Origin of the sequence: Stenotrophomonas sp. PFBMAA-4 (assembly GCF_030053215.1) — a bacterium.
Classification (GTDB): Bacteria; Pseudomonadota; Gammaproteobacteria; order Xanthomonadales; family Xanthomonadaceae; genus Stenotrophomonas.
Genome location: NZ_JASGBW010000068.1, coordinates 1 through 1,603 on the forward strand (window position 1 = coordinate 1; position 1,603 = coordinate 1,603).

At 68.1% G+C, this 1,603-nt stretch carries 1 protein-coding gene; it reads right to left on the reverse strand.

Features of this window, described 5'->3' with window-relative positions; translation table 11 throughout:
* Positions 1 to 154: 154 nt before the first annotated feature.
* The gene (gene hemC, locus QMZ26_RS21170; RefSeq protein ID WP_283222587.1) at positions 155 to 1,066 is read right to left on the reverse strand and encodes a hydroxymethylbilane synthase; all 912 of its coding nucleotides are present in this window, start codon (positions 1,064 to 1,066) and stop codon (positions 155 to 157) included.
* Positions 1,067 to 1,603 lie beyond the last annotated feature (537 nt).

Below are 1,603 nucleotides of genomic sequence, written 5' to 3' on the forward strand. Positions count from 1 at the left end.
TTTTTAATATTTTTATTCCCCTCCGGGGGCCCCCGGTGTTTTTTTTTTTTTTTTTTCGGTTTCTGTCCGCCCCCCCCCCCCCCCCCCCCCTCCCCCCCCCGCTCGACTCTACAAACGGCCCAGTCGAGCAAGCTCGACTCTACGGGCGCGCGGTTCAGACGTTCAGCAGCTCGCCCGCACCGCCGTCCAGCAGCATCCTGGCCACCTGCTGGCCCAGCGTTTCCGGATCGCTGGCCGGGCCCACAGCTTCGGCGCGCACCGCGCGGCCATCACTGGCACTGCCGACCATGCCCTGCAGGTGCAGATCCCGGCCCTGCCACTGTGCGATGGCCGCCACCGGCACATGGCAGCTGCCATGCAGCGCGCGGTTCATCGCCCGCTCCGCTTCCACGCAGGCACGGGTATCAGCGTCATCCAGGCGGGCGAACAATTCCATCAGCCGCGCGTTGCCACCATCACACTCCACCGCCACCGCCCCCTGTGCCGGCGCCGGCAGCCACTGCGGCGGCTGCAGGCGGGCCACGATGCGATCGCCCAGGCCCAGCCGTTCCAGCCCGGCCACGGCCAGCACGATGGCGTCGTAGCCACCGTTGTCGAGCTTGGCCAGGCGTGTGTTGACGTTGCCGCGCAGGTCCAGCAGCTGCAGGTCCGGACGCAGCGCGCGCAGCTGCGCCTGCCGGCGCAGCGAGGACGTACCCACGCGCGCGCCGATGGGCAGTGCATCCAGCGAGGCATACAGGTTGGAGATGAAGCCATCGGCCGGGTCGTGGCGGGTCAGCATGGCCGGCAGCGCGAACGGCGCATCCAGTTCCATCGGCACATCCTTCAGCGAATGCACCGCGCAGTCGGCATCGCCGCGCAGCATGGCCAGCTCCAGTTCCTTCAGGAACAGGCCCTTGCCGCCGATGGCGGCCAGCGAGCGGTCGAGCACCTCATCGCCGCGGGTGCTCATCGGCACCAGTTCCACGTGCAGGCCGGGGTAGGCCTGGCGCAGGCGGTCGGCGACGTGTTCGCTCTGCCAGAGGGCGAGCGGGCTCTTGCGGGTGGCGATGCGGACGGTTTCCATGCCGGCATTATCGCGCCTATCGGCGGGATACGGCCAACGGCGGAGCCCCTCGTGGCTGGTGGTAGAGTCGACTGTTAGTCGACCAGCCTCGTGAGCTGGCCGGGTGGGTGGGCCGCGCAGGGGACGCTGCAAGTACGTCCCTGTAAGCTCGGTCGCCGCATCCATGCGGCTCACGCCCCTGCGCAACCCACCCACCCGGCCTCTGACAGTTTCCGTGTGCGCCAGCCACGGAAGATCAAAAAAGCAGAGCAACAGCGTGTCGCTTCGCTCCAAGTCGAGCATGGCTCGACTCTACATTTCCCTCCCCACCCGATAACAACAATGCTCTGCCCTTGCCGTCCGACGCTGGGAAAACGAGAGGGTCGGGCCGGGGTGGGGTGGCGGGACCGCAGGCGCCATGGATGGCGCCTACGAGCTTACATGGATGTACTTGCAGCGTGTCCCGCCACCCCCCCCCCCCCCCGCCCCCCACGGTAAAAAAACCAGCCCCCCACACCCCGGGGTGCGGGGGGGTTGTCTGGAAACCAAAGCCGGCCC

Bases quoted from the DNA above. Each gene is read 5' to 3' on its own strand.
- hemC (WP_283222587.1), bottom strand. From the start codon at position 1,066: ATGGAAACCGTCCGCATCGCCACCCGCAAGAGCCCGCTCGCCCTCTGG.